This window comes from Pantoea sp. UBA4549, assembly GCF_002387285.1.
Lineage (GTDB): Bacteria > Pseudomonadota > Gammaproteobacteria > Enterobacterales > Enterobacteriaceae > Pantoea > Pantoea borealis.
The window spans coordinates 42,209-62,676 of record NZ_DGLH01000015.1 but is presented as its reverse complement, the minus strand read 5'-3'; the positions used below and the strand labels follow the sequence as shown (position 1 = coordinate 62,676).

19 protein-coding genes and 2 pseudogenes are annotated in these 20,468 nt (G+C 55.9%); 9 read left to right on the top strand and 12 right to left on the bottom strand.

Features of this window, described 5'->3' with window-relative positions; all coding sequences use genetic code 11:
* The first annotated feature begins 152 nt into the window (after nucleotides 1-152).
* On the top strand, nucleotides 153-1,193 hold the full coding sequence (locus B3041_RS14350) for a DUF2336 domain-containing protein (RefSeq protein ID WP_109987924.1): 1,041 nt from the start codon (nucleotides 153-155) through the stop codon (nucleotides 1,191-1,193).
* Nucleotides 1,194-1,306: 113 nt separating this feature from the next.
* Here B3041_RS14350 and B3041_RS14345 read toward each other — a convergent pair whose 3' ends face one another.
* The 3 genes from B3041_RS14345 to B3041_RS14335 are packed head-to-tail and all read right to left on the bottom strand — an operon-like array spanning nucleotide 1,307 to nucleotide 4,494.
* Nucleotides 1,307-1,663 carry a DUF1491 family protein gene (locus tag B3041_RS14345; protein WP_109987923.1) on the bottom strand — a complete coding sequence of 119 codons (357 nt, stop codon included), beginning with the start codon at nucleotides 1,661-1,663 and terminating at the stop codon, nucleotides 1,307-1,309.
* 10 nt (nucleotides 1,664-1,673) lie between these two features.
* The gene (locus B3041_RS14340; protein WP_151556494.1) at nucleotides 1,674-2,669 is read right to left on the bottom strand and encodes a peptidoglycan-binding domain-containing protein; all 996 of its coding nucleotides are present in this window, start codon (nucleotides 2,667-2,669) and stop codon (nucleotides 1,674-1,676) included.
* The gene (locus B3041_RS14335) at nucleotides 2,644-4,494 is read right to left on the bottom strand and encodes a sensor histidine kinase (protein ID WP_292976107.1); all 1,851 of its coding nucleotides are present in this window, start codon (nucleotides 4,492-4,494) and stop codon (nucleotides 2,644-2,646) included. Before B3041_RS14335 ends, B3041_RS14340 begins: the two co-directional genes overlap by 26 nt.
* A 351-nt stretch (nucleotides 4,495-4,845) precedes the next feature.
* Here B3041_RS14335 and B3041_RS14330 point away from each other — a divergent pair, with 351 nt between their 5' ends.
* On the top strand, nucleotides 4,846-5,289 hold the full coding sequence (locus B3041_RS14330; protein WP_151691265.1) for a hypothetical protein: 444 nt from the start codon (nucleotides 4,846-4,848) through the stop codon (nucleotides 5,287-5,289).
* A gap of 128 nt (nucleotides 5,290-5,417) precedes the next feature.
* Nucleotides 5,418-5,843: a SufE family protein gene (locus B3041_RS14325; RefSeq protein ID WP_109987919.1), complete on the top strand. Its 426-nt coding sequence runs from the start codon at nucleotides 5,418-5,420 to the stop codon at nucleotides 5,841-5,843.
* 116 nt (nucleotides 5,844-5,959) lie between these two features.
* On the opposite strand, the gene B3041_RS14320 is transcribed toward B3041_RS14325, so the two are convergent.
* From B3041_RS14320 to B3041_RS14310, 3 genes are all read right to left on the bottom strand, one after another.
* Entirely contained in the window at nucleotides 5,960-7,273 is a 1,314-nt protein-coding gene (locus tag B3041_RS14320; protein ID WP_151663391.1) for an amidase, read from the bottom strand.
* Nucleotides 7,274-7,373: 100 nt separating this feature from the next.
* Nucleotides 7,374-8,165: a DUF6456 domain-containing protein gene (locus tag B3041_RS14315; RefSeq protein WP_151663390.1), complete on the bottom strand. Its 792-nt coding sequence runs from the start codon at nucleotides 8,163-8,165 to the stop codon at nucleotides 7,374-7,376.
* Nucleotides 8,162-8,614 (bottom strand): helix-turn-helix domain-containing protein, encoded by a 453-nt coding sequence (locus B3041_RS14310; protein ID WP_292976096.1) that lies wholly within the window; start codon nucleotides 8,612-8,614, stop codon nucleotides 8,162-8,164. Before B3041_RS14310 ends, B3041_RS14315 begins: the two co-directional genes overlap by 4 nt.
* 264 nt (nucleotides 8,615-8,878) lie before the next feature.
* Here B3041_RS14310 and B3041_RS14305 point away from each other — a divergent pair, with 264 nt between their 5' ends.
* Nucleotides 8,879-9,148 (top strand): cytoplasmic protein, encoded by a 270-nt coding sequence (locus B3041_RS14305; RefSeq protein ID WP_109988025.1) that lies wholly within the window; start codon nucleotides 8,879-8,881, stop codon nucleotides 9,146-9,148.
* Between the two features lie 142 nt (nucleotides 9,149-9,290).
* Here the strand turns inward: B3041_RS14305 and B3041_RS14300 are convergent, their stop codons facing one another.
* Nucleotides 9,291-9,719 (bottom strand): MucR family transcriptional regulator, encoded by a 429-nt coding sequence (locus tag B3041_RS14300; protein ID WP_010661576.1) that lies wholly within the window; start codon nucleotides 9,717-9,719, stop codon nucleotides 9,291-9,293.
* Nucleotides 9,720-10,291: 572 nt separating this feature from the next.
* On the opposite strand from B3041_RS14300, the gene B3041_RS14295 reads away from it, so the two are divergent.
* From B3041_RS14295 to B3041_RS14285, 3 genes are all read left to right on the top strand, one after another.
* Nucleotides 10,292-12,397, top strand: a complete 2,106-nt coding sequence (locus B3041_RS14295; RefSeq protein ID WP_151663389.1) for a S9 family peptidase — start codon at nucleotides 10,292-10,294, stop codon at nucleotides 12,395-12,397.
* A gap of 175 nt (nucleotides 12,398-12,572) precedes the next feature.
* Nucleotides 12,573-12,911: a hypothetical protein gene (locus tag B3041_RS14290; protein ID WP_151556498.1), complete on the top strand. Its 339-nt coding sequence runs from the start codon at nucleotides 12,573-12,575 to the stop codon at nucleotides 12,909-12,911.
* A 105-nt stretch (nucleotides 12,912-13,016) separates the two neighbouring features.
* Nucleotides 13,017-14,705, top strand: coding sequence for an AMP-binding protein (locus tag B3041_RS14285; RefSeq protein ID WP_151663388.1), 1,689 nt, complete (start codon nucleotides 13,017-13,019; stop codon nucleotides 14,703-14,705).
* Nucleotides 14,706-14,845: 140 nt separating this feature from the next.
* On the opposite strand, the pseudogene B3041_RS14280 reads toward B3041_RS14285, so the two are convergent.
* The 5 genes and pseudogenes from B3041_RS14280 to B3041_RS14260 all read right to left on the bottom strand — a co-directional run.
* A pseudogene (locus B3041_RS14280) lies at nucleotides 14,846-15,109 on the bottom strand (transposase); the annotation flags it as partial.
* A gap of 523 nt (nucleotides 15,110-15,632) precedes the next feature.
* Nucleotides 15,633-17,039 (bottom strand): DUF2130 domain-containing protein, encoded by a 1,407-nt coding sequence (locus B3041_RS14275; RefSeq protein ID WP_151556500.1) that lies wholly within the window; start codon nucleotides 17,037-17,039, stop codon nucleotides 15,633-15,635.
* Between the two features lie 119 nt (nucleotides 17,040-17,158).
* A complete protein-coding gene (locus B3041_RS14270; RefSeq protein WP_151663387.1) occupies nucleotides 17,159-17,566 on the bottom strand; it encodes a type II toxin-antitoxin system VapC family toxin in 408 nt (135 codons plus the stop codon).
* Nucleotides 17,563-17,796 (bottom strand): AbrB/MazE/SpoVT family DNA-binding domain-containing protein, encoded by a 234-nt coding sequence (locus tag B3041_RS14265; protein ID WP_109987910.1) that lies wholly within the window; start codon nucleotides 17,794-17,796, stop codon nucleotides 17,563-17,565. Before B3041_RS14265 ends, B3041_RS14270 begins: the two co-directional genes overlap by 4 nt.
* Nucleotides 17,797-17,907: 111 nt before the next feature.
* A pseudogene (locus B3041_RS14260) lies at nucleotides 17,908-18,228 on the bottom strand (IS630 family transposase); the annotation flags it as partial.
* A 131-nt stretch (nucleotides 18,229-18,359) separates the two neighbouring features.
* Here B3041_RS14260 and B3041_RS14255 point away from each other — a divergent pair.
* Both B3041_RS14255 and B3041_RS14250 read left to right on the top strand, forming a co-directional pair.
* Complete coding sequence (locus B3041_RS14255; RefSeq protein ID WP_151663385.1) at nucleotides 18,360-19,484, top strand: IS110 family transposase; 1,125 nt, start codon at nucleotides 18,360-18,362, stop codon at nucleotides 19,482-19,484.
* Nucleotides 19,485-19,923: 439 nt separating this feature from the next.
* Nucleotides 19,924-20,286 (top strand): DUF2267 domain-containing protein, encoded by a 363-nt coding sequence (locus B3041_RS14250; protein WP_109987907.1) that lies wholly within the window; start codon nucleotides 19,924-19,926, stop codon nucleotides 20,284-20,286.
* Nucleotides 20,287-20,468 lie beyond the last annotated feature (182 nt).

Below are 20,468 nucleotides of genomic sequence, written 5' to 3'. Positions count from 1 at the left end.
TTTATGGCACGGTTAATGAGTTGCTAAGGCTTCAACGCTACTATCCGGAATACCGACCCATGCGGGGTGCATTTGCGCATCAACCGGCTGCTGCCGGATGCGCGATCTGCAATTTGGGGCGGGCGAGTTGTGTGCCTACCGGAGTATTCTGCGTGACAAATGAACAGTTCCGCGCCCTGGAGGATATTTCAGGCCACCGGAGCCCGTCGAATTCAAAAGCGGGGAGCAGCAAGGCGGACGACCTGCTGGCGGCCGCGATTTCCGCGTTTGCGGGTATCACGCGCCCCGGACGGCAGGATATGCAGCAGCTTGAAGATCTTGCCATGCCGCTTCTCCATTGCGCTTCCACCCGCGGCAAGCGCCATGCGGCCAATGCGCTGGCACAATTGGAGGACGCGCCGCGTCGTCTCATTCTGGCGCTGGCCGACGAACCCGTAGAAATCTCCGCGCCTATTTTGCTGCGCTCTCCCCTTCTACGCCCTTCCGACCTCATCGAAATCATCGGCAAGAACGGTCTTGCCCATGCGCGCGCCATTGCACGGCGCCAGTCCGGTGACATCCTTCTGCAAGGCGTGCTGCGCAGTTTCGCCGACCCGGTCATCGACCGTACGCTGACGCTTCAGGAAAATCTCGCCAATATCGAGGCCGAACCGCTCGAAAGGCCGGATGTACCCGATCTTTCTGCGGCCAGAGCGCCGCTGATGAAAGAAGACAGCTCCGAACGACTGGCGCGCGCGCTGCAACAGCCTTTCTTCGAGGCTGGCGCGACCACCGGCTCGCAGCATCTCATCGACACCGCGCTTCTGATCGACAGCCAGTTTTTCCGCAATGCGCTGGCCGATGCGCTCGACCTGTCGTTTGAACGGACCGACGCGATCATCGGGCAATGGCCGGATTCGCATCTGCCGATTGCACTCAAGGCGCTCGGATTGTCACCTGCCGAATGCTATCTCGTCATGACGGCCATTCTGGGTCCTATCGACACCAACCGCGATAGCCTGCGTGAGTTTGTGCATATTTATCGCTCCATCGACCGCGAAAAAGCGATGGCGCTCGTGCGGCGCTGGAAGGCGGACGACATGTCTGCCATGCTGCGCGGAAAACTGCGTGAAATGGCTGAATCCGAAGACGACACGCCGCTCGTGGATGCTGCCAATTCTGATCACCCGTCGCTTCAGCGATCAGTGAAATAGAGCATTTCCAGCAAAAGTGCGAAGCGGTTTTGCGTAGGATAATGCGTAAAACAAAAGGATAGAGCGGCTCTACTGATTCCGTTTTTACTGGAACCGCTCCTATCCTCGCCAACTTATTTCGCTTCTCCGTCCTGCGAAATCGAGAACAGTGCCGATGCATCGGCAACATCTTCCAGCTCGACCAGCCACAGGTCGGGATCGAAGCGGGTTTCTCGCGCCATACGGTCGCCTGCCGCCATGTCATCAGCGTCGTGAAGAATGCGCAGAAACATGCGTTCTCCGTCATTATCCTCTTCATAGGAGGTTTGTGGCGCAGGCGAATACAGGTCGCATGTACCGAAGCGTGAGCTTACCTTGATGAAAATTGCGCCCGCCTCCGGTGAACCGCGACGGGCGAGATAGGCAAAGCCGCCCTCGCCCTGCACCTTGCGGATCAATGCCGAAACCCAGAAATCGGATGTCAGGCGCATCGGGAATCCATCAGCTTATGAGGCCAATCTCGCGCATCTTGGCGATCAGCGTTGCATCGATTTCGCCGGTTACCGGCATGCTGAACAGCTTTTGAAATTCGCGCACCGCTTCCTGGGTCGTCTTGCCGGATTGTCCGTTCACCGGCACGGTGTCGTTGCCGAATGCCTTCAACCCGGCCTGCACGCGGATAATATCCTGCGAACTGACTTTCCCCGATTGCACGGCGGGCGTTGCTGCCATCTGCTTTTTCGGTGCCGGTTTTTCATAAGATACGAGAGCGGGTTTTGGCTTGGAATCCGCCTCCGTCTTCAAGACTGCGGGCTGGGGACGCGGCGTCGGAACTGCTACCTCGATGGCTTTTGCCACATCGTCCTGAGCCGGGGTACTGTTTTGGGCATCGGCCTGCAACTGCGCGGGTATGTTTGCTTCCTGCACGCCGAGCTTCTGCTGCAAGGCGCGCCAGCGTTCCACCGCTTCACGCGTCTGCGGCCCGGTGAAACCGTCCACCGGTCCCTTGTAAATTCCAAGTGTCGAAAGTCGCTGCTGCAAACGTGCGATTTCCAGATCGGCATTGGGCGCAAGTGCCGGCAACATGTCGTCAACCGATGCGCTCATGTTCAGCCGGTCCGCTGACAGGCTGGCTGCTTCCAGCGGCTGGGCGGTCTCAGCGTTTGCGGAGCTTGCAGCTTCGGCTGAGGCCGTCGCGGTCGGTTTGGGGGCGTTATCACTTGCTGATGCCGTGCCCGGCAGGACTGCGCGTGGCGTCGGCTTGAACACGAAATCGGGTCTGGTGCGGAAGAACACGGCGTTGTGCGCTTCCGGCTGATACCAGAGCGCATTGGCCGAGACGAAACTCAACACAACCAGAAACGCAGTTGCCCCGCCGGTCAGGACGGGGTTGCGCACGATGAAATCTCCGGCGGCAATCGCTAGCGCGGAAGCCGATGTGAAGAAGAAGTGGAGGAGTCGCGAGCCGAGACTACGCCGTTTTGCGGGTTTGCGCATCTTTCTGCTCCCGGATTTGGCTGTTGTCTTCGTCGTTCTGCCAGTCATTACGCCTTTCCCCCTGGTGACGGTGCATGTCGATCACCGTGCCAAGTTCCTGATATTCATCGTCCCCCATGACAAACTGCGGGCCTGCCACTGGAAGGCGGATCGTGACGATCGTGCCTTCGCCAGGGCAGCTCTTGAGTTGCATGCTCCCCTGATGCAGTTCCACCAGCCCCTTGACCACCGAAAGTCCGAGGCCACTCCCCTCCTGCGTGCGCGTATAGTTATTGTCGGCGCGCACGAACGGCGTGCCGATGCGCTGCATATCTTCCGGCTCGATGCCGATGCCCGTATCCGACACGATGATTTCCAGCATCGGGCGACCTTCGGCCATAATGCGGGTTGCATCAATGGTGACGCAGCCGCCGCTTTGCGTGAACTTCACCGCATTACCGGCAAGATTGAGCAGAATTTGCTGGACGGCGCGACGATCCGCTACCAGTTCACCAATGCCTGTGCCAACGCGATGGCAGAAGGCAACGCCTTTCTTTTCAGCCTGCGGCAGCATGACGGCGGTGCACATTTCAGCCGCTTCACGGAAAGCAAAGTTCTGCGGGTCGATGCTGTAATGACCGGTTTCCAGCCGCGAATTGTCCAGAACGGCATTCACGAGTTCCAGCAGATAATGGCCGGACTGATGAATGAGGCCCGCATATTCGCGCTGCTTCTCATTGGCCAGCTTGCCACCCATTTCGTGCGACAGCATATCGGAAAAGCCGATGATCGAATTGAGCGGCGTGCGCAGCTCGTGGCTGACGGCTGCAAGCAGACGGTCTTTTCCGATGCGCTCTGATTCCAGCTCGGCTTTCAGCGTTGCAATTTCATCCAGAAGCTTCTGTTCGCCTTCGAGCGAGCGGCCAATCAACGTGATGGCGTGAGCGCTTGCGACACCTTCGAGACGATAAGTGCGGAAGATCGTATCGCCGTTTTCGATGGAACGCAGACGCACATCAATCTTGCTGGAAGCGGAACCGGCGCGAAGATCGGCCAGTAGCGAAAGATATTGCACACGGTCAGCCACATGAACGCGGTCGATAAGCGCCGTGCCTTCCAGCATTTTGGGCTGTACGCCCAAAAGCTTTGCCGAATTCGTATCGACCGAGAATACCACGCCATCCGAATCAAGACCGAACTGCACGTCGCCTGCGGCAACAGCAACTTGCGGCGCGTTGATCCTGATCTGCGCGGGCCTGGCGGCGCTCGCGAAACCGCGCGCAACAAGGCTTGCTGCATAAAGCATGAGAACAGCGACGGACACATAGCTGCCGCCGGAAATGGTACCACCGCTTGCCGTCGCAAAATAGCCGAGAATCATGGCCGCCAATGCGGCGCCCGCTGCTGCGGCAGCAGGCTTGCGGGTCGCAAACCAGACTTCAAGCGGCAGACCCGCCACCATCAACCACAGGACCGCATTGCCATGAGAAAAAGCGCCAATGGCAGCCAGACCCGCGCCATAGGCAGCGAAGTTCAGGCCAACCAGAACAGGTGCGGCGACACCCATCAGCGACAGCGCGCAAAGGATCATGGCGATGCCTGCAAAACTTGCTGCAAGAATCGCAAATTCCGTAAAGCCCGGCGTTACGCCAGAGGCGAGTACGGCCGCACAAAGCAGGACCGGCGCGGTGATGACCGAACCGATAACACGTATGGAGGCCGCATCGGGACTGGATACCCAGCGGCGGCAGAAACGTTCGTAAAAACGGCTGATCGCCTGCACATTCGTGCGGACGGTCTCGGCTGTTTTCAAAAGAATGGCGTTCAACGTGCCGTACTCACTCAATACTCTTGCATGGTCTAAACCGGAAAACCGTTCGCCGTGACGACGCTCTCCCAGCCAGCAACAGATTGCAGCCGAGGCTTTAAAGAAACGATAAAGCGAGACCGCCCAAAGCGGATAAGTGACGCCTCGGGTCTGCTTTTCTGCCTATGGTAAACAGAGAGTAGCGATCAGGTGGCGAAACCACAGCCACGGCACAATTTTGACGTTTAAATGCTTTACCATGACGCGCATCCTGTCCGAAAACCGTTTCACACTTTTCGGGATGCGCTCCAATAAATCGAACAGTTACGGAATCTTTTCCAATTCATCGGACATTGACGCAAACCGAGAGCACGCAACCGCAAGAAGGCAATGATCCGTTTTCTACTCAAATCCGTATTCTGGCTGTCGTTGGCATTCATCGTGATGCCGCGCTTCTTTCCTGCGGATGAGCAAAGCAAGCCGCAGGAGAAGCCAGCCATTGCCGAGACGAAGCGGGAGCCGGATTCAATCGACCAGCTTCTCGCCAATGGCAAAACCGCCGTGGAACTGGGCAAGCTGTGCATCGAAAACCCTTCCTTCTGCCAGAACGGCACCTCACTTGTTTCCAGCGCCGGACGCGGCCTTCTGGAAGGAAGCCGCGCTGCCCTGGAATATCTGAGTGATCGTTTCGGCACAAAGCCGCAACCGCCCGCGAGTGCGGAACCGGTTGCCACCGCACCTATGCAGACCGCAATCGGCATTCCCATCCCGACCTCGCGGGACGAAGCCCTGCGCGCACTGGACCGTCGCCCGATTGGTTCCATTCAACGCTAGAGCGTTTTTTAAACGCACATCTTGTCCGAAAACCGTTTCACACTTTTCGGGATGCGCTCGAGTTTTCCGTGACCTTGCGGTGTTTCATGACTATATAAGCGGCAAGAAACTTCTTTCAGGCGAGTATCATGACCACGACCATCGATAGCATCATGTCCGATTTCGAATTTCTCGACGATTGGGAAGACCGCTATCGCTATGTCATCGATCTCGGCAAGGAACTGCCGCCTTATCCTGACGATGCGCGCGATTCTGCGCACAAGGTTCAGGGCTGCGTCAGCCAGGTCTGGCTGAAGACGCTGCCGCAAGACGGCAACGATCCGGTTATCGAATTTCTGGGCGATTCCGATGCGCATATCGTGCGCGGTCTGGTGGCCATCGTGCTGGCGCTTTATTCGGGCCAAAAGGCTTCGGACATTCTCGCCGCGGACCCGGAAGCCATCCTGAAAAAGCTCGGCCTAGATGAACATCTGACGCCGCAGCGCTCCAACGGACTGCGCGCCATGGTGGCGCGCATCCGTCGTGAAGCGGAGCTGGCGAAAGAATCAGCCTAGGAGCCCGTTCCAAACGTCGCCCTGTGCGGCTGCAAATGGCAATTTACCTGCGTTCCGGTGCTCATGTACCTAAAAGTACATTGCGCTCCGGTACTCGAAAATTAGCATTTTCGCACTCACATGCCGCTTTTTGATTCAGGCTCTAAAAGTTTCTCGACCGACAAGGCTGCGGCAAGCAGCCTTTTGTCCGTGCCGCCACGTGCGCTGAGCATGAAGCCGGTCGGCAGCGTCATGCCCGGCGTCGGCACAGTGATGCTGCACAGGTCGAACTGGTTTCCGACCTGCGTATCACGCAGCAGCAGCCCTTCCACACGGTCATATTCAGCCTCATCATTGCTGACCGAAGCAATCGTCGGCGCAACAATCGGCGTGGCGGGCGTTACGAACATATCGAAGCCGCTCAGACGCACGTCCATTTCACGAACAAGCGTAGCGCGCGTTTCCATGATCCCGCGATAGGTTTCCATCGGAACCTTGACGCGGACGGCCAGCGGGCGTTTCACGCGAATATCGACATTGGCATCAGGATCGCCAAGCCAGGTCGATGCATGGATATGACTTGCCTCGATCCCGGCGATGGAGCCGACGCGGGTTACCTCGCGCAGACGCTGGATCAGATCATCGACTTCCAGATCGGCAATGATCGCTCCTGCCTTTTCAAGAAGCGCAACGGTTGCCTCGAAGTGTCTTGCGACGTCCGGCTCCATATCGGCCAGAAGATAGCCCTTCGGCAGTGCGATGCGCAGCCCCTTGAGCGGCAGGCCGTCCGGCAAGACGGGCGCTTCGCCTGCCATAATCGCGTCGGTTATAATGGCATCGGCCACTGTCCTGGTCAGCGGACCAACGGAATCGAGCGACGGCGCCAGCGGAAATGCACCGTCCAGCGGAATGCGCAGCGCAGTCGGCTTGAAGCCGACAATGCCGTTCAGCGCTGCCGGAATGCGCACCGATCCGCCGGTATCCGAACCGATAGCGATTTCGCTGGTGCCTTCCGCTACCGAAACGGCCGCACCCGACGACGATCCGCCCGGAACACGCGTCGGATCAATCGCATTGCCCGGCTCGCCGTAATGCGGATTGAGACCGACCGGCGTGAAAGCGAACTCCGTCATGTGGGTCTTGCCGACAATGACTGCACCCGCATCGCGCAGACGCCGGACGATCGTGGCATCCTGCGTTGCCGGAGCCACATCGCGTCGAATAACCGAGCCGGCAAGTGTCGGCTCTCCGGCAACATCGAAGAGATCCTTGATCGAAACAATACGCCCATCGAGCGGGCTGACGGGGCGCCTATCGCGAAGGCGCGCATCGGAGGCATCCGCCTCAGCCCGCGCCTGTTGTGCATAGACCTTGCTGAAAACGTGTTCGCTTGCTGCCCGCGCTTCCAGTCGCGTCAGGATGCTTTCCAGCCGATCCCGTACCGAATTCATGTGATTTCTCCCCACTTCCCCAACGGGCACAGAGTCCCTTTGAGAAAGAGGCGATAGACCTGCCTCCGATAGCTGTCAATGAGGGTGCCGCCTCGTCAGCTCATATAGTCTGCCGTCGCATCTGTGGCCGGTAGTCGTCGGTTCCCCAATGCAGGACAACCGCTCTTCCCCGTTCCTTTTCGAGGTGAGGATTATAGTGCCGGTGCAGTGCGGCCAGACCGACCTTGAGCAGCATCTTGGCCGAACGAACCGGCCATTGCCGCTCTCGTTCCACGGTTTCGAGCCCTTTCAGAAAGCAGCAGACATCGACAAGAACACCGTTCAGCTCCGGTCCGACCGCCTCCAGTGCCCGCTCGACACGGATGCGGCTGGCCAGCGCGATATCCGTCAGCTCTGCCATGCCGCCCGGCCCGCTGCGCCCATCTCCGACGCGGGTGTCCCAGCGCATGGTGACGGATGGCATCAGCGATCCGCGTGTATAGTCAGCACGCAGTCTTTCACCGGCCAGAAACTCGCTTTCCGAAATGAAGGACGAACCATGCGCATTCTTGCGCCTGTAGAGCATGGCAAGCGGCGATTCCTCAAGATTGATCTCAACCCTTTCGCCCTGCTCGTAGTCGATAGTCTGCAGGGTTCTTGCCGGGCGGGGCAATGACTTGCCGCCATCTTTCAACGGCCGGTTGGCGGGCTGCGATAGAACAAGCCGCTCCTCCTCCCAATGCAGTAATCCCCTTTTTTGCATGGCCTCCAGCTCGGTGCGTGAGGCGGCAATGGTCCCCTGTTCCGTCGCAAGCAAAACATGCGAAGCGCGAACGGAATCCTGAACCTCGCAGTCGCCATTCTTCAAAAACCGCATGATTCTCGTTTCGGATGCCGACAATTGAGTGGTCACGCCGCCATCCTCCAGGCCGTGAAGGCACTTTGCGCAATCCGTTCAAATGTCGAGACAATTGCATCGAAATCCGTATCGTCCCGCATGTCTTCCACCAGATGACAGGCATGCATGACTGTTGTCCGGTCCCGCGCAAATCCGGCGGCCACTTCGCGCATGGCCAGCCCGAAAGCCGTATGCGCAACATACATGCCGATCTGCCGAACACGGGCCACCTCACGCCTGCACCGCAGCGGCGACCGCAATTCAGCGCCGGAAACACCGAACATAGCCACAAGCAAATCGATAAGGGCATCACAGAGCACAACATTCTGCTGCTCCCGCGAACGGTCGGCGATACCCTCCACCTTTTCGAGGCTAAGGCTTCGCCCATGCCGCGCAGCAAGCACCTTCAATGCTTCGAAAGCTTCCGCCCGCGTATGAATGACATCCGATAGTTCCAAAGACATTCATCTTTCCTCGCCAGAATAGGAATATCTTCTTATACGGAGGAAAATGCAAGTGTGGATAAGTTTCGTGGAATAATTTGCCGTCTTTGGCTGGTTTCGACGCTTCTAACATAAGCTAAGGCCTTGTCATCGCGGCATAAACTGCTTCGATCGATTGCGATCCATAACTATTTTACAGAAGAATCCGGCAAAATCTAGGAATATTATCCAACACAATTCTGCATGGCTCATGCTCTTTCGCATCACGAAATGAGGATAATTGCCATGGAAGCGGATCTGAAACACGCCCGCACACTATTTTTTGCCCGGCAAAAACAGAATCAACTGACCGCGATGCAGCGCATTGCCTTGCAGATCATCGCCGGTATCGATCTTGATGAGGTTCTCACGGTACCGCAGGAAGAAAAAGAGCGCACCAAACGGCGGCTGACGCGCCTTATGGAAAGGGAACGTTTGAAAGGCATGTGTGGTCACTGGAGTTATGACCTGAACCGGCACATTGCGTTGAAACAGGCTTTCGACCGGATCGGATGAATAGACCATTTGCTTCCGAAAATGCTTAGCCCAAAACAAAATGGCCGCTATCGAAAAGCATAAGCTCAACGATAACGGCCATTTCTATAAAGTTTTCAGAACAGATGCGGTAAAGCGCAGCTCGCTCGAAATATCGGAGCGATTAAGCGTCCTTAGGCTTGCGGCCCAGGCCCATCTTCTTCGCCAGACGCGAACGAGCAGCAGCGTAGTTCGGAGCAACCATCGGATAATTCGGATCGAGATCCCACTTTTCGCGGTACTGTTCCGGGGTCATGTTGTAATGGGTCATCAGGTGACGCTTCAGCGACTTGAACTTCTTGCCGTCTTCGAGGCAGATGATGTAGTCGTCATGAACCGACTTCTTCGGGTTGACGGCAGGCTTCGGCTTCTCAACGACGACAGGCGCTTCTTCGCGTTCGACGTGACGCTTGAAAGCGGCATGTACTTCAGCGATCAGCAGCGGCAGTTCGCCAGCGCGAATCGAATTATTGCCGACATATGCGGCTACGACATCTGCAGTAAGGCTTAGAAGCAGTTCTGCGCTCTCGTCGTGCGTGTCCAGATTTTCCATAAGGTAGATTTCCTTCTTACTTTTTATTGTTGCGTAATCGACAACTGGAGATCCCCGCCTGCCACCGTCGTTACGTATTCCAAAACTCTGCCCCATCCGTTCGCGATTGCGAATATCAGTTGATAATGTCATTTGCAATAGAATTGTCAAACCACATTACATTACCGACAAGTCTTTCTTCTTGAATCGGCAAATAGAAAAACTCGAACTCAACCTTACTAAGATTGGGAAACTTTGAATCGCGATGTGTTCGCGTCGCCGCTCCTGTCATTTATTGAAGGATATGGATGAAGCCGTAGTTCACTGCCGTGCTTCCTTTAATTTGCCCGGCCAGCGTTAGCAATAGTTTTCTCCCTCAAGTTTTCTTGTACGTCGTGCAAGACTAACATGTTTCCGTTACGTAGCTTTTGGCCGCAGAATCGGGCCTCAAAAAGGCATTGCTCAAATATATTTCAACGGAATCAACTCGCTTTCGCCTTTTCGGCCAACTATATAACCACCAGTATCACCCGCCAGAAGGCACGCCTTACCGGCCTCGCAGCAAATCGAAACAGTTTTCATCGGAATTGTGGATGTCTCAAAGTTCCCCCCAACTTCAACCACCGCATGCAGCCAAACATCCGGTCAATGACACCCGCCACGGGATCACACGTACCGACGACTATGCTTGGTTGCGTGCAGACAATTGGCAGGAAGTATTCAAGGACCCGTCGGTTCTGTCCCCTGAAATTCGCACGCATCTGGAAGCAGAGAATGCATATCAGGCAGCGCTGATGAAGGACACGGAAGCGCTACAGAAAAGCCTGTTCGCAGAAATGCGCGGGCGCATCAAGGAAGACGACTCTTCCGTTCCCGCCAAGGATGGGCCTTTCGCCTATGGCGTGTCCTATCGTACCGGCGGCGAGCAGCCCTATTTCATTCGCACGCCACGCGATGGTGGCGCGGAAACCATCCTTCTCGACGGTGACGTCGAAGGCAAGGACAAGGCTTATTTCCGCCCTGCATCAGCCGATCATGCGCCGGATCACAAGCTTTTGATCTGGGGTTACGATGACAAGGGTTCGGAATTCTACAAGCTGAAAGTCCGTGACCTGTCGTCCATGAAAGACCTTGAAGACATCGTCACCGACACGAATGGCGGCGGTGCGTGGGATGCGGAGAGCAAGGGCTTTTTCTATACGCGCCTCGATGAGAACCACCGACCGTCCAAGGTTTTCTATCACAAGGTGGGCACGGACCAGTCTGAGGACCACCTGATCTATGAAGAGAAAGATCCAGGCTTCTTCCTCGGTGTCGGCGGCTCCGCGCTGGACGACTATATCTTTATCGACATTCATGACCATGAAACATCGGAATGCTGGCTCCTTCCCGCCAGCGATCCGGCGGCAAAGCCGCAGCTCGTCATGGAGCGCAAGACCGGTACGGAATATGACATCGCACCGGGTGGCGATGTGTTCTACATCCTGACCAATGCGGATGGCGCCAAGGATTTCAAGATATGCCAGGCGCCTGCTGCCACACCGCAGCCGGAAAACTGGGTCGAGGTCGTGGCGGAAAAGCCAGGGCGGCTGATCCTGTCGCACTCCGCCTACAAGCATCATCTTGTCTGGATGGAACGCGATAACGGCCTGCCGCGCATCGTGATCCGTGATCGCGAAACCGGCGAGGAACATGCCATCGCCTTCGACGAGGAGGCCTATTCGCTCGGCCTTCACGGCAGCGCCGAATATGATACGGATGTGATCCGCTTCTCCTACTCGTCCATGACGACGCCGGAACAGCTCTTCGACTACAATATGCGGACGCGCGAGCGGAAGCTTTTGAAGACGCAGGAAGTTCCTTCCGGTCACAATGCGCATGACTATGTCACGCGCCGGGTGTTCGCCAAGGCGTCGGACGGTGAACTGGTGCCGGTGTCCCTGCTCTATCACAAGGATACAAAGCTCGACGGCTCCGCGCCCTGCCTGCTTTATGGCTACGGCTCCTATGGCATCACCATTCCGGCAAGCTTCAGCACGTCGCGGCTCTCGCTCGTGGATCGGGGTTTCGTCTACGCCATCGCGCATATCCGCGGCGGTAAGGACAAGGGTTTTGCCTGGTATGAAAACGGCAAGCGCAACAAGAAGGTGAACACGTTCACCGATTTCATCGCTGCCGCAAGGCACCTCGTTGCCGAAGGCTTCACCAGTCATGACCGCATCGTTGCGCATGGCGGTTCGGCAGGCGGCATGCTGATGGGCGCGATTGCCAATATGGCCCCCGACGCATTCGGCGGCATCATTGCTGAAGTGCCATTCGTTGATGTGCTGAACACGATGCTGGACGACACCCTTCCGCTGACCCCGCCTGAATGGCCCGAATGGGGCAATCCGATCACATCGCAAACAGATTACCGGATCATTGCCGGCTATTCGCCCTACGACAATGTCAGCCGTCAGTCCTATCCGGCCGTTCTGGCCGTGGCAGGTCTTACCGATCCGCGCGTCACGTATTGGGAGCCTGCGAAGTGGGTGGCCAGACTGCGTGAGCTCAAGACCGACAACCATCCCGTCCTGTTCCGTATCAATATGGATGCGGGCCATGCCGGGGCGTCGGGTCGCTTCTCGCGACTGGAGGAAGTCGCCTATACCTATGCCTTCGCCCTCAAGGTGACAGGCAAGGCGGGCGACACGCTCTGAGCCTCGAAAACAAGCATCGCGTCCGGTTTTTAGGATGCGATGCTTCCTTCATTTTTCGCATTTCTTGATCCCGAAACCGGTTCCCACTTTCCGGAGACATGCTCTGGAAAAACGCGCTATTTCGCTTATGATCTTATAGTATTGTTCAATAGCTATTCTTTTTAGGGAGAGACCGATGTTGCGTCAGGTCATTGCTGTTTGCCTCACTTCCGCATCGCTTGCGGTTTCCGGCCTTGTCGCGCTGCCGATGTCGGCTGAAGCGCAGGTACGCAAGGATGTCAGCGAATATGCGGGCCAGCGTTGCAGCGTGCCGAGAAGAGGCAGCGGCATCATCGTCGGCCAGTTCAGCGGCGTGGACGACTCGCCCTTCATCACAGGCGGCGACGGACTGGTTTCGATCGACCGTGTCCGGTGCTTCAGCAGCATGTCTGAATGCAAGGGCTGGCTCTATACGATGCAGAGCAAATATACCAATGCTGGCGCCGCTACTCTGGTGCGTTGCACCAAGCGCTGAAGCTGAACATAAAAACTGCGGTTTTCACGAAGCCTCACGAATGGCATCCTCCCAACACTTGATGCATCGCCTTCGGGCGTCATCTTCGGTTTGGGAGGATCGGAAATGCAGCAGGCCAGTTATGTACATGGAGCGAGCGACAAGCTTCTCATAGGCAATACCATCGGTCGGCATCTCGACCAGATCGCGGAAAAATATCCCGACCGTCCTGCCGTCATCGTCCGGCACCAGAATATCCGGCTGACCTATTCCGAACTGAGACAACTGACCGACCAGCTTGCCGAAGGCTTCCTCGCCATCGGGCTTCGCCCCGGCGAACGTCTCGGCATATGGTCGCCGAACAATCACGAATGGATTCTCACCCAGTTTGCGAGCGCAAAGGCGGGTCTGATCCTCGTCAACATCAACCCGGCCTATCGGGCGCATGAACTGGAATATGTGCTGGGGAAAGTCGAATGCGCAGCACTCATCCTCGCACCGTCACTGAAAACCAGCAACTATATCGATATTCTGCGCAGCATCGTGCCTGAACTGGATGAAGCCCGCCCCGGCCATGTGATGTCCGAGCGGCTTCCCAATTTAAGGTGCGTAATCCGGCTCGGTGCGGAACAGACGCCGGGCATGCTGAATTTCGACGATGTCACCCAATCCGGCGATGAAGTCACCGGGCAAGAACTGGCGCAGCTTGCCGAAGAACTGCAATTTGACGATCCCATCAATATCCAGTTCACCAGCGGCACGACCGGCAGCCCGAAGGGTGCGACGCTCTCGCATCACAATATCCTCAATAACGGGTTTTTCGTCGGCGAGGCGATGCAGCTTTCTGAACAGGACCGACTCTGCATCCCGGTGCCGTTTTATCATTGCTTCGGCATGGTGCTCGGCAATCTTGCCTGCGTGACCCATGGTTCCTGCATGGTGATCCCGAACGAGAGTTTCGATCCGCTCCTGACGCTCCAGACCGTTGAGGAGGAGCAATGCACCGGCCTCCATGGCGTGCCGACAATGTTCATTGCGATGCTGGATCACCCGGAATTCAGCCGTTTCAACCGCTCAAGCCTGCGTACCGGCATCATGGCCGGATCGCCCTGCCCCATCGAAGTGATGCGGCGTGTGGTGAGCGAGATGCACCAGAGCGAAATCACCATCGCCTATGGCATGACGGAAACCAGCCCGGTCAGCTTTCAGAGTTCGACGAACGATCCACTGGAACGACGCGTTTCCACCGTCGGGCGCATCCATCCGCATCTGGAGGTGAAGATCGTCGATGCGGATGGCAAGCTTTTGCCGCGTGGCGAAAAGGGCGAATTGCTGACGCGGGGCTACAGCGTCATGCGCGGTTACTGGAACGACGCGGAAAGTTCCGCTGGCGCCATAGACGATGCGGGCTGGATGCACACGGGAGACCTCGCCACGATCGACGACGAAGGCTATTGCAATATTGTCGGGCGCATCAAGGATCTTATCATTCGCGGCGGCGAGAACATCTATCCCCGCGAGATAGAAGAGTTCCTCTTCACCCATCCAGCGATCAGCGATGTCCAGATATTCGGTATTCCCGACCGCAAGTTCGGCGAAATCATCTGTGCCTGGGTCAAGCTGCACAAGGATGGCGAGCTTTCCGAAGAAGAACTGATTGAATATTGCCGGCAGCGCATCGCGCATTACAAGGTTCCGGCCCATATCCGCTTCGTGGATCAGTTTCCGATGACCGTAACCGGCAAAATCCAGAAATTCGTCATGCGGCAGGTCATGATCGAAGAACTGGAATTGCAGGAAATTCGAACAGCGTAATTATCTCGTCACCTCACGAGCCATATGCTCCAAGAGCGGGATGTTTATAAGTTTTATCGTCGTCTCGCTCTAAGTTTTTGTTTGAGCACGATTTTATCCGAAAGGCGGTTCCCACTTTTCGGAATCATGTTCTAGGTGTTTCATCTTTTGACGGAACCATATCCGGCATTTTCGAGATAGTTTTGGCATTCGGCGAGCTGAATGGCTTCGACCAACCTGCCGATATGACGCCATATGTCGTCGATGGTGCACTTTTGTGCATTTCTCATCCAGTGTTTAATCTTGGAGAAGGCCTGTTCGATCGGATTAAGGTCCGGCGAATAGGGTGGCAGGAACCAGAGCCGCGCACCGGCTGCTTTGATCAATTGTCGGATGGTTGCCGACTTGTAGCTGCCGAGATTATCCGTTTTCCGTTGACCTCTGATGTCAGCTGTTCGCTATTGAGATCAACGACAGAGGCGCTATCTCGCGGGGCTGGCAGCAGACCGGAAGGATCAAAATTGAAGATGACTTCTCCCTGACGACCAAAACCGACGAGTTGCGGCGCGCATTTCGGGATCGCCCTGCCCCCCGTATTCGCCTTCGTGTCCTCAAGCGGCCCCTCGCCTTTCCGCACAATCTTGGGCTTATCCTTAAGTAAGCCATCCGGCCCGAAAGTCGCTGAAACGACAACTCTCCCCGTTGCGCCTGGCGGAGAGATGAGACAGGAATCAACCGTCTTCTGGAGACTTGCAACCAAATTATCCGGTTGTTGCGCCATCGTCGGCGCGTGTACGATTGCGAAAACTCCCGCGGTTATCGCCAAACGAGCCCAAAACCGTCTGCATATCATGCGTTAACCGCCTTCCCGCTTGGGATACATCTGCGATGAACAGTTCGCCGCTACCGCACGCCAGGTTCTCACAAACGACGTTTACGATACCTGTTTCATTCAGGATCAGACATCTCCTGCCTGATTTCGGAGAATTTTGCAGCCATCGTCGGATTCCCACGCGTAAGTCGCTTGACCGTCAGGTCCTCAGCCTTGTCGTTTGCCAGCCTCAGATTGTTGGCCGACTTGTGAAGCGCATCTTTCGTTTTTTCCAGATCCTTGATGGCCTCATCAATACGTCTGACTGCTTCCTCGAAGCCTTCTGAAGCCAGTCGCCAGTTACGCCCGAATGCAGCTTTGAAGTCGTCGAGCTGGGATTCAAAGTTTGTAATGTCGATGTTTTGCGCCCGCACCAGTGCCAGTTCCGTCTTGTACTTGAGCGAACTCATTGCCGCATTGCGCAATAGCGTAATGATTGGGATGAAGAATTGCGGTCGAACAACATACATTTTTGGGTAGCGGTGAGATACGTCGATGATCCCGGTGTTATAGAGCTCACTCTCAGGCTCAAGCAGCGAAACCAGAACGGCATATTCGCAACCCTTCGCGCTACGGTCCTTGTCGAGCTCTTTGAGGAAATCTTCGTTCCTCTTCTTGGTCGCTGTTTCGTCGTTCTCATTCTTCATCTCAAACATGATCGAAACAATTTCCGAACCTGCATCGTCTAGATCGCGGAAGATAAAATCCCCCTTGCTGCCATCGCGTGCGTCATTGTCCTTTTCAAAGTAAGCGCGTGGAAAAGCGGTAGCGCGAATGCGGTCGAATTCGGTCGCGCAATGCTGTTCCAGCGTCTCACCGATCATTTTTGTCGACAGTTTCGCTTTCATGTCCCTCAGACGCTCGATTGCCTCGTCGCGGTCCTTAAGCTGTGTTTCGTATTTATCCTTAAGGGCTGTTTCGGCAAGCTGCTTTTCAAGTGCGACACGATCCAGACCGCTCTTTAGTTCGTCTCGTTCTTTCTCAACTGCGCTGACAGCTTCGGTAAGAGCAAGCTTCTGTAAAAGCTCGCCCGCGTTAAGTTTAGCCGTCAGGCTTTGGATCTCGGCATCTTTGGTTGAAGCGGCTTTCTGTAATTCCGCAATAAGCTTCGCCTCAGCCAGTTTTGACGCAGCCTCCTGCTCACGTCTGGAATTTTCAAGATCGTTCAAAAGGGCATCGCGTTCTTTCTCCACGATGCTCAAAGCCTCGGCCACCGCCAATTTCTGTGTGACTTCCCCAGCTTCGAGTTTTGCCTTCAGTTCCTGGATTTCAAAATCCTTGGCTGAAGTCGCTTTCTGCAATTCACTGGTAACTTTGGCCTGTGCCAGCTCGACGGCGCTCCGCTTGTCCTGTTCAGCCAACTCCAGACGTTCGTGCAGCTGCTTCTCAAAATCACTATCGCGAACCTGTTTCAGGATATCTGCATAGCCAGCTTCGTCGATCTTGAATGCTTTGTTGCAATGCGGGCAGATGATTTCATGCATATTTATGTCCTTTGGCTTTGCTGCCAGCCTGTCGAAGAATTAGGGTATCTGTCCGTCATCGTAGCCGCTGCGGTGCTTTCCGTGCAGCCACAGAGCGAGGGGACCAATTATTGCGCCGTTTACAATAAGTTGGGAGTAATCAGCGCAACCGTCGGAAAATATGTTCGGTAACGTCCGACATCTCGCGTCAACAGTGGTATTTGCTGAACTGCTGCATGCGCGCCAATGAAAAAATCGGTCAGAACACCAGTTCGCGAGCCCCCTGCTCTTCGATATTGGGTAAAGACTTTGCCTGCCAGAAAAAGCGCTTCTCTGGGAAGCGAGGCCATTTGAAGGCCGGCAGCCTCAATAAAATGATCCAGGTCTTCAATTCGTTCATAACGAACTGCGAGTTCTGCGTAGATCACTTCATTAATCAGCAACGGTCCCGTCAGACTTGCGGTTTCAAGTTGGCCAATCGACCATTCCGCCCACTGTGGATCATCTGTCGCAAGATCCAGAAGAACGTTTGTGTCAACCAGAGTCACGTTTCACCACGTGTCAGCGCCATAATTGCATCTGTGTCGAGTCCCTTGCCGGCGTGACCGCGCAGCTTCTGGAATCGATTTAGTGTTCTTGGCGCATCAGCTTTAACAAGAAATACATTTCCATCGGACGTTCTATGAAAATCTACTTTGGTTCCAGGCTTGATTCCGAGCAATTCCCGAACTGCTTTTGGAATCGTAACTTGGCCCTTCGATGTCACCGTCGTTGTCATTGCCACACCTTTGTAATACCATTTTAAAATAAGGTATTACCATTACAGCTCGATTTCAAGCGCCCAAAAAGATTCTGCAGCTGTGTGCATGGAGTGCAGGTGAAACCACGCGCGATCCCTGAATTCCCAGATCGTATTGTGCGAGACGGACATACCTCGCTCGGTCAACGCCGCCTTCAGGCCATGCAACGTCAGGTGCGGGTTCTCGGCGAGCCGTTGCACAATGATATCACGATGCGGTTCAAGTATCCGCTTGCGATGGCCGCCCATCTTGCCGGGACGAACCGATCCGGTCGCACGATGGCGCTGCGATCATTTCACAACTGAAGACGCGGCAATTTCAAACCGCGGCGCCACGCAACGAACGCTTTCGTCGCTCAGCATGGCTGAAACAACGCGCTCGCGAAGATCATTCGATATCGGTGCGGTCATCGGATGCTGGCCTTCATCCAGCCAGAATCAATGAGAGCCCATGTCCTTGATCGGTTGGGTGGCTCGTCTCGCAATTTGTTGGCAACGAGGGTTAGCTTTGCAGCCAGAGCCTCAAACATAGGAGACGAGCCGTGGTCGATGATACTGCACTTTATGTTGGTTTGGATGTGAGCAAGGAAAAAATCGTGGTCGACCTTGCGGAAGCAGGTCGCAATGGAGAGGTTCGCTATTACGGCGAAATTGCCAACCGCGCTGATGCTGTGCGCAAATTTGTCGATAAGCTGGCGGGGCGTCACGAGCGCTTGTGCTTTTGCTACGAGGCCGGCCCGACGGGTTATGGATTGTATCGCCAGCTTTCAGGTCTCGGCCATGAATGCCTTGTCGTCGCACCGTCGCTCATTCCAACGCGTCCGGGGCTTCAGATCAAAACGGATCGCCGCGATGCGCTGGCGTTAGCTGCTTTGTTGCGCGCCGGTGAGCTGTCATCCATCTGGGTTCCCGACGAGACGCATGAGGCCATGCGCGATCTTTGCCGGGCGAGGGAAACGGCGGTCTCTGATATGCGACGGGCACGCCAGCATCTCTTGTCATTTTTGCTTCGCCACGGCCGGATCTTCGAAGGCCGCTCTCATTGGACAAAAGCACATCGCAATTGGCTGGCGACCCAGCGGTTCGATCACCGGGCGCAGCAAATCGCCATGGAAGAATATATTCGTGCCATCGAGCAAATCGAGGAACGGCGTGAACGGCTGACCCAACAGATGCTGGCGCTCCTGCCTGACTGGTCGCTCAACCCCGTGGTGGAAGCGATCCAGGCTTTGCGCGGTGTCGCACAGATATCGGCGGTGACCCTGGTCTCGGAGATCGGTGACTTCAGACGCTTCAGAAACCCACGTCAATTCATGGCCTGGCTGGGACTGGTCCCCAGGGAGCATTCCACAGGCGCAAGCGTCGTGCGTGGGTCCATTACTAAGGCGGGCAATACCCGTGCGCGGCGGATGCTGGTCGAAGGCGCATGGACCTATAGATTGCCAGCGCGTGTCGGCCAGGAAATTCTGAAGCGAAGCGAGGGGTTGCCTGAAGAGATCAGGGCAATCGCCTGGAAGGCTCAAGTACGGCTATGCCAGCGATACCGGCGTATGCAGGCCGGTGGCCGTCCCACCAATATCGTCATCGTTGCAATCGCACGTGAGCTTGCTGCCTTCGTCTGGGCGATTGCGACGACAGTTCCGACTACCCCAACAAAGGCAGCCTGACGAAAAGGGATCAACGCGAAGGAGAGAACAAGTTCAATTCCATTACGCTGCTTATTGCTGGGCGTGGCGGCCGGTCAGGGTAACCCTCGTTGTGATTCTGCGAGCCTGAAACGGCAACCCGCGCCATGTGAGACAGAGGAAGGCCCGAGACGAACCACGGTCTTGCGCTATCCAACCCGCGCATCAGAGTCTGATCAACCGTCGTCTCAATGCCGCCGCGTCCTGCAATAGGCAGCCCATTAGTCCTGACGCCAAAAGGCGAGACGGAAACCTATGCCAAAATCCTTGAAAACGGACATGAGATCACAACAAAACTGATTTGGGACCGCTGCCGATTCAGAAAAAAACGGAAATGCTCTAATATTTTCGCTCATGGCGGCTTGCAATGCGAAGGCGAGAATGCATATTACGTAAACGTAAGATTTTTGGGAGAGTTTCTATGGAAGAACTGATCGCACGCATCACCTCCAAAGTTGGCATCGATGCGGCAACGGCAGAAAAGGCAGTCGGCATGATCCTCGCCTTCCTGCAGAAGGAGGGTCCGGCAGCGGAAGTCCAGAAACTTCTAGCAGCATTCCCCGGTGCCGACGAAGCAATCGCGCAGGTCAAGGGCGGCGGCTTTCTGTCTGGCCTGATGGGCGGCGTGATGGGTCTCGGCTCGCAGCTCATGGGCGCTGGCCTCGGCATGGGTGAAATTTCCGGCGTTGCCAAGGAAACCATCCGCTTCGCCAAGGAAAAGGCCGGTGACGAACCAGTTGATGCCGTCATCGGTGCAATTCCGGGCCTCGGCCAGTTCGTCTGATTAAAGTTTACATGCTCGAAAAGGCCCCGGTTTCTGGGGCCTTTATTTGGACAGCCTGGAGCCTCTCCTGTTTTGATTTAACCATTGGAAATGCTCTCTCTTTGTCTTCACGCATGTCTTTCTCCCGAACCGGATGCAGCCGCGTGAATGATGGGCTGATTTCCTCCGCAGGAGGCTTGCAC